We start from the raw sequence: 7,140 nt of genomic DNA, 5'->3' as shown, positions 1-7,140 counted from the left end.
TTCACCAGAAGGCCGTGCAGCGTGTGGACGTTCTGGCGCGGCAGATGAAGGCCGTGAAGTCGGTGGCCGACCTGGCGCAGAAGCGCTACCAGGGCGGCCAAGGCACCCTGTTCGAGGTGCTGGACGCCGAGCGCCAAGTCACGGCCGCCCAGCGGCTGCAACAGGATGCGCTGCGCGACGAGCACCTGTCGCTGGTGCTGATCTACAAGGCCCTGGGGGGCGGCTGGAAGGTGGCGGCACCGGACATGCTGCAGAGCGCCGCCGCGGATGACGCGGCATCCAGCCCGAAGAATTAACAGCAGAAAGATCTGGTCATGACTGAGCAAACCAAGAAGGTGGCGCTGCCCGCCTATTTGCCCAAGCGCCTGGAGGCATTCAAGATCGTCAAGAGCGATCAGTCCAGCTATCTGCTGCGCGACAAGCTGCTGAACAAGGTCCACGACATGGAGCCCTGGCAGTTCTTCCTGCTGGAGGTGCTGCCCGGGTGTGAGAACTACCCCAAGCTGCAGTCGGTGTTCGAGGATCGCTTCGGTCGCCCGATCTTCCAGCAGGAGATCGAGCTCTTCTTCGCCAGCCTGGCCGACCGCCAGTTGCTGGACATGGAGAGCCCCACCCATGCGCTGCTGGAGCCCTTTCGCACCAAGACCTACGAGGTGAAGGATGGCCAGGCGGTGGTCAGGACCCACACGGCTCAGGTCGGAGAGGCGGCTGCCGCGGCACCGGCTGCGGCGCCTGCGCCCGCCAGCGCCCCGGCCGCCAAGCCAGGGGCCGCGGCCGGTCCGGAGGGTGATCTGCCGGCCGGCATGAACGATGCCGTGGGCTTCGATCCGCGCGCCACGCGCTGGATGCTCAAGCTCTTCGATCCGCGTCCGGCGTTGAAGCTGCTGAGCCCGGTGGTGGCACCGTTGCGCTACATCGTTTACGTCCTGCCTCTGCTGGTGGTGGCCGCGCTGATGCTGTGCTTCGAGTACAGCCACCTGATCGTGCAGGACATGGAGAACCTGCACAGCATGACCAGCCTGCTGGAGCATGTGATCTTCAGCATGTTCACGGTGAACCTGGTGGTCACGCTCACCACGGCATTCATCGCCTACGCCTTCCGCTGCACGGTCAGTGCCTTCGGGGCCTCCGTGTTCATGGCCTTCCTGCCCCGCTTCGTGGTGACGGTCAGCCATGTCGAGCAGTTGTCCCGCCGCGAGCGCATGTGGCTGCAGGGCGGCCCCCTGCTGGCCCGTCTGGTGCTGTTCAGCCTGGGCGTGCTCATCTGGTACAACACCCGTGACGGTGGCACGCTGGCTCCGAAGATCGGCATGGCCTTGTTCTTCATCGCCGGCATCGACCTGTTGTTCGTCTCGGGCAACCCGCTGGTCAAGGGCAGCGGTTACCACCTGCTGTCGGCCTTCGCCAACGAGCCGCATCTGCGTGGCAAGGCCTACAAGACGCTGCTCAACCGCATGAACGGCCAGGCCTACAAGGATGCCGATGGCAGCCTGCTGTCGGCCTACGCCCTGCTGACCACCGCCTATGCCTTCGTGCTGGTCATCGTGGCCTGCCTGATGGTGGGGGCTTACCTGCAGTCGGTGATGCTGGGCGGCACGGCCATCGTGTTGGCCATCATCATGGGGGTCTACCTGCTCAAGCGGACCTTCAAGCGCTTGCAGATGATCCAGACCGCCTACGAGCGTTCGGTGCAGTTCGACCGTTGGCGCAAGCGCACGCTGCCTGACACGGTGGGAGAGGCCGAGGACGAGCTCAAGCCGCCGAGCAACTGGTCGCGCTATGTGAAGATCGCGGGCGCCCTGACGGCGCTGCTGATCCTGGTGATGCCCTATCCCTACGAGGCTGGTGGCCGGTTCAGCACCTATCCGAACCAACGCCAAGTGATCACCACCGACTTCGGTGGCGTGGTGCAGACCGTCAACTATGACGGCGGTGAAGCGCTCAAGAAGGGCACGCTGATCGCGACCCTGGCCACGCCGGACTACCAGGCCCAGGTCAGCGTCTATGACGCCAAGGTGGCCGAGCAAGCGGCGGTGGTGGCGGACCTGAAGTCCAAGCCGAAGCCTGAATATGTGGCCGTGGCGGAGCGTGAGCTGCAGGTGGCCATGGAACACGAAACCTTCACCAAGGCGCGTGTTCCCCGCATGGAGCGGATGTACAAGGACGGCGTTGTCTCGTTCGAAGAGTTGGACGCCGCGCGTCGGGAGTACCAGGTGGACACGATGCAGACCGCCGAGAAGCGTGCTGCGCTGGTTCTGGCCAAGACGGGGCCGACCAAGGACGAGATCGCTGCGGCCGAGGCCAAGCTGAAGTCCCTGCAGGACGAGCGTGACCTCTATGCCTCCAAGGTGGGGCGTGCCTCTCTGGCCATGCCCTTCGATGGCAACCTGCTGACGCTGCACCTGAAGGACCGCCTCAACAGCTACATCGACAAGGGTCAGGCTTTCGCCACGGTCGAGGACACCTCGAAGGTCACGGTCGAGGTCCAGGTGCCGGAAACCGATATCGCCTATGTGAAGGTCGGTGCGCCGGTTCGTGTGCGGCCTGTGGCCTTCGCCGACCGCATCTACAACGGCAAGGTGACCGTGATCGATCGCAATGTGACCAACGAATCCATGGGCACCGTGGTGAAGGTGATTGCCGAGGTGCCCAACCCCGAACAGGAACTGCGCACGGGCATGACGGGCTACACCAAGATCGAGGGCAGCTCGATGCCGGTCTGGAAGGCCTTCACCCTGGCCGTGCAACGCTTCGTGACGGTCCAGGTGTGGTCTTGGATCCCCTGACGGACTGAAGCCCCGCTTCTGCTCAGCCCCCGCCTCTGCGGGGGCTTTTTTTCATACCTTTGATGAAACTTGCGATGCGAAGGCTGACAGATGTCCCTTCTTTAGGTCTGGCGGGATGCGCCAGACCGGTGCGCATAATGTGATGTCGCCATCTGTCGCGATGTGAGGTGAAGTTGTTCGCAAGCGTGTAGATCTGTCGGCCAAGTCTGGGCAATGCCGGGGTGAGTGCACTGGTTTCGTGTGATTTCTCCCACGGCGGTCTCTCGAGGGCATTCCGCGATAGAGGTTAGGGATAGTCGCTAGCCGGATCTGCGGGAGACATTAGAGGCACATCAAGTAATCGGCTACCTGATTCGCTGCGGGAGCAGGGGTGGTGAAAACCCCTCCGAGCGAATCGCTGGCCCCGACCTCCGGCGCGATTGGCCGACGCGACCGTCAGCAGAACTGGCCCGAAGACACATGTCCAAGCACCTGTTCACCACGTTTGTCTTCACCCCCGCAGGCTCGACCGATGCCGCCTTGGCCATCGCCGCCAGCCGTGCTGGTGCGGTGGGGGTGGTCAATGCCGAGTTTCAGTCGGACAGCCAGGTGGTGCTGGCCATGTTGGCCTCGGTCGCTCGTTTCGCCAGCCAGGGCTATGGCCTCAAGCTGGACCGTCTGGATCTCACGCTCGAGACCGCGCTGCGCTCGCCGGCCCTGTCCGGGCTGACGTGGCTGATCGTCGAGCCTTCGGTGCTGGAAACCGGCTGGGATCTGCTGGTCCAGCTGCGCGAACGCGGCGTGCGCATCCTGGTCGAAGTGTGTGCTCCCATGGTGCCGGCGCTGCCGGCCGAAGGTGTGGTCGAGGGATGGCTGCTCAAGGGCAACGAGGCCGGCGGCTTCGTGGGTGAGGATGCCAGCTTCATCCTGATCCAGAAGTGGCGCAAGCTCAGCGCGCTGCCGCTGTACCTGCGCGGTGGCGTCACGCCCCATGTGGCCGCGGCCTGCCACGCCATCGGCATGGCCGGTGTGGTCCTGGATTCCCAGGTGCTGCTGCTGGAAGATGCGGGCCCCTCCGATGCCCTGGTCGCCCTGTTGGGCAATCTGTCGGGCAACGAGGCCCAGGCCATCGGCGATGGCGAGCACGGCGAGTATGTTCGCGTGCTGGTCCGCCCGGGCCACAACGCGGCACGCCAACTGGCCGTGGAAGGCGAGGGCGCCGGCTTCGAGCGCCTGAAGGGCCTGGTCCAGGGCAAGATCGACTGGGTGAACCTGCGCGCCGGCCTGCTGCCGCTGGGGCAGGATGTCTGCTTTGCCGGCACCTGGCGCAAGCAGTACCGCCGCCTGGGCGAGGTGCTCAAGGCCATCGATGCCGCCGTGGCCGACCACCTGTCCGCGGCGGTCGGTTCGCAGGCGCTGGTCAAGAGCTCTCCGCTGGCCGAGGCGCTGGGCATCCCCTATCCCCTGATGCAGGGTCCGATGACCCGCGTGTCCGACAGCGCGGCCTTTGCCCAGGCCGTGGCCGAAGGCGGGGCGCTGCCGATGCTGGCCTTCGCGCTGCTCAAGGGCGACGCGCTGCGCAAGCTGCTGGAGGAATCCACCCAGCGCCTGGGCGACAAGCCCTGGGGCATCGGCCTGCTGGGCTTCGCGCCCCAGGCTCTGCTGGACGAGCAACTGGCCATGGCGGCCGAGCACAAGCCGGCCTACGCCATCATCGCCGGCGGCCGCCCCGACCAGGCTGTCACGCTGGAGAAGGCCGGCATCGCCACCTTCCTGCATGTTCCCTCGGCCAACCTGATCCCGATGTTCGTCGGGGAAGGCGCGCGCCGTTTCATCTTTGAAGGCCGCGAGTGCGGTGGTCACATCGGCCCCTTGAGCAGCTTCGTGCTCTGGAGCACGATGGTCGACAAGCTGCTTGAGGAACTGGCCAAGGGCAAGGTCGCGCCGGCCGAACTGCAGGTGCTGTTCGCAGGCGGCATCCACGATGCCGTGTCGTCCGCCTTCGTGCAGACTCTGGTGGCCCCGCTGATGGCCAAGGGCGTCAAGGTCGGCATCCTGATGGGCAGCGCCTATCTGTTCACGAAGGAGATCGTCGAGAGCGGCGCCATCGTCGAGCAGTTCCAGAAGGAAGTGATCGAGTGCGACCACACCGTGGCGCTCGAATCGGGCCCGGGCCACGCCAGCCGCTGTGCCTACACCGCCTTCGCCCAGGACTTCTTCCGCCAGCGCGACCAGATGCGCGAGGCCAAGGTGCCGGTGGACGAGGCCCGCAAGGTGCTGGACGACCTGGTGATGGGCCGCCTGCGCATCGCCTCCAAGGGCACCACCCGCAGCGGCCTCAATGGCGCGCTGGAGACCCTCACGCCCGAGCGCCAGAGCGCCGAGGGCATGTACATGCTGGGCCAGGTGGCCACGCTGCGCGCCGAAGTGACCGACATCGCCACCCTGCACCGCCAGGTGACCGACGATGCCGCCGCACTGCTGAGCGACCGGCTGGCCGCCAGTCAGCCCGAGGCGGTGGCCGCACCCGCCATCCCGCCGGCCGACGTGGCCATCGTGGGCATCGCCACCCTGCTGCCCAAGGCGGCGGACGTGCGCGAGTACTGGGAAAACATCCTGAAGAAGGTCGACGGCATCAGCGAGATCCCATCGCACCGCTGGGACTGGCGCCTGTACTTCGACAGCGACCGCCATGCCAAGGACAAGATCTACTCCAAGTGGGGTGGCTTCCTGGACGACGTGGCCTTCGATCCGATGAAGTTCGGCATGCCGCCGAAGTCGCTGGAGGCCATCGACCCGATGCAGCTGATGGCGCTGGAGGTGGCCCACCGCGCTCTGGCCGATGCCGGCTATGTGGACCGCCCCTTCGACCGCGAGCGTGCCTCGGTCATCCTGGGCGCCAGCGGCGGCACGGGGGATGTGGGCACCCAGTACGGCCTGCGCGCTGAGTTGCCGCGCTTTGCCGGCCAACTGCCCGACGACGTGGCCGACCGCCTGCCCGAGTGGACCGAAGACTCCTTCGCCGGCATTCTGGTCAACGTGATCGCCGGGCGCATCGCCAACCGCCTGAACTTCGGCGGCGCCAACTTCACCACCGATGCCGCCTGCGGTTCTTCGCTGGCCGCCGTCTACCAGGGCGTGGGCGAGCTGACCGCTGGCCGCAGCGACTTCGTGCTGGCCGGTGGCGTGGACACCGTGCAGGGGCCCTTCGGCTTCCTGTGCTTCAGCAAGACCCAGGCCCTGTCGCCGCGCGGCCGCTGCGCCAGCTTCGACCAGGAGGGCGACGGCATCGCCATCTCCGAGGGCATCGCGATGATCGCCCTCAAGCGACTGGCCGATGCCGAGCGCGATGGCGACCGCATCTACGCGGTGATCAAGGGCGCCGGTGCCAGCAGCGACGGCAATGCCAAGGGCATGACCGCGCCGCTGCCGGCCGGTCAGCTGCGCGCCATGCGCCGTGCCTATGTGCAGGCCGGCTTTGGCCCGGCCGAGGTGGGCCTGTTCGAAGCCCACGGCACGGGCACTGTGGCCGGCGACACGGCGGAGCTGGAAAGCACCAGCCTGCTGATGCGTGAGCAGGGCGTGGTGCCGCATGCCGCGGTGGTCGGCTCGGTCAAGACCATGATCGGCCACACCAAGGCCACGGCCGGCGTGGCTGGTCTGGTCAAGGCCGCGCTGGCGCTGCAGCACAAGGTGCTGCCGCCGCACCTGCACGTCACCAAGCCCAACAAGATCCTGCTGGCCGAGGATGCGCCGCTGCACGTGCTGCTGGATGCCCAGCCCTGGCTGACCAGCGACGACACGCCGCGCCGCGCCGCCTGCAGCGCCTTCGGTTTCGGTGGCACCAACTTCCACGTGGTGATGGAGGAGTACACCCGGGAATACCGTCCCTGGCTGCGCAGCGCGCCGATGAACCAGTGGTCGGCCGAGCTGGTGCTGCTGGCCGCCGATGACAAGGCGCAGCTTGTCGCCAAGGCCGTCGCATTGGGCGAGGAACTGCCTGCCTTGGGTGCGCTGGCCCTGCGCGACCTGGCCGCCACCCTGGCGTCCCAGTGGCAGCCGGGCATGGAGACCCTGGCTGTGGTGGCCAAGGATTTGTCCGACCTGACCGACAAGCTGGGCAAGGCCGCGACCTACCTGAACGGTCAGGTGCCGATGCTGCCCCCGGGCGTGCACCACGGTGCGGCCGGTGCCGAGCCGGGCAAGGTGGCCGTCCTGTTCTCTGGCCAGGGCTCTCAATACCCGATGATGGGCCGCGAGCTGGCGGTGGCCTTCCCGCAGGTGTCCGACGCCCTGTCCGAGGCCAACGCCGCGCTGAAGGCGCCGTTCAAGACGCGCTTCGGCCGTGGCAGTACGCTGGGTCGTTTCATCTTCC

Annotated in this window: 3 protein-coding genes; all 3 read left to right on the top strand. The window is 66.7% G+C overall.

The genetic code is table 11. The features are described from left to right. On the top strand, nucleotides 1-296 hold a 296-nt coding region (locus I73_RS03525), incomplete at its 5' end, for a TolC family protein (RefSeq protein ID WP_026096262.1). 18 nt (nucleotides 297-314) lie between these two features. Continuing rightward, complete coding sequence (locus tag I73_RS03520) at nucleotides 315-2,786, top strand: HlyD family secretion protein (RefSeq protein WP_022979349.1); 2,472 nt, start codon at nucleotides 315-317, stop codon at nucleotides 2,784-2,786. Nucleotides 2,787-3,245: 459 nt separating this feature from the next. Next, a partial coding sequence (locus tag I73_RS03515) for a beta-ketoacyl synthase N-terminal-like domain-containing protein (protein WP_022979348.1) occupies nucleotides 3,246-7,140 on the top strand: 3,895 nt, incomplete at its 3' end.

Origin of the sequence: Ideonella sp. B508-1, from assembly GCF_000333615.1 — a bacterium.
In the GTDB taxonomy this organism is placed as follows: Bacteria; Pseudomonadota; Gammaproteobacteria; order Burkholderiales; family Burkholderiaceae_C; genus Ideonella.
The sequence above is the reverse complement of the archived record's forward strand: the minus strand, read 5'-3'. Positions and strand labels throughout refer to the sequence as shown.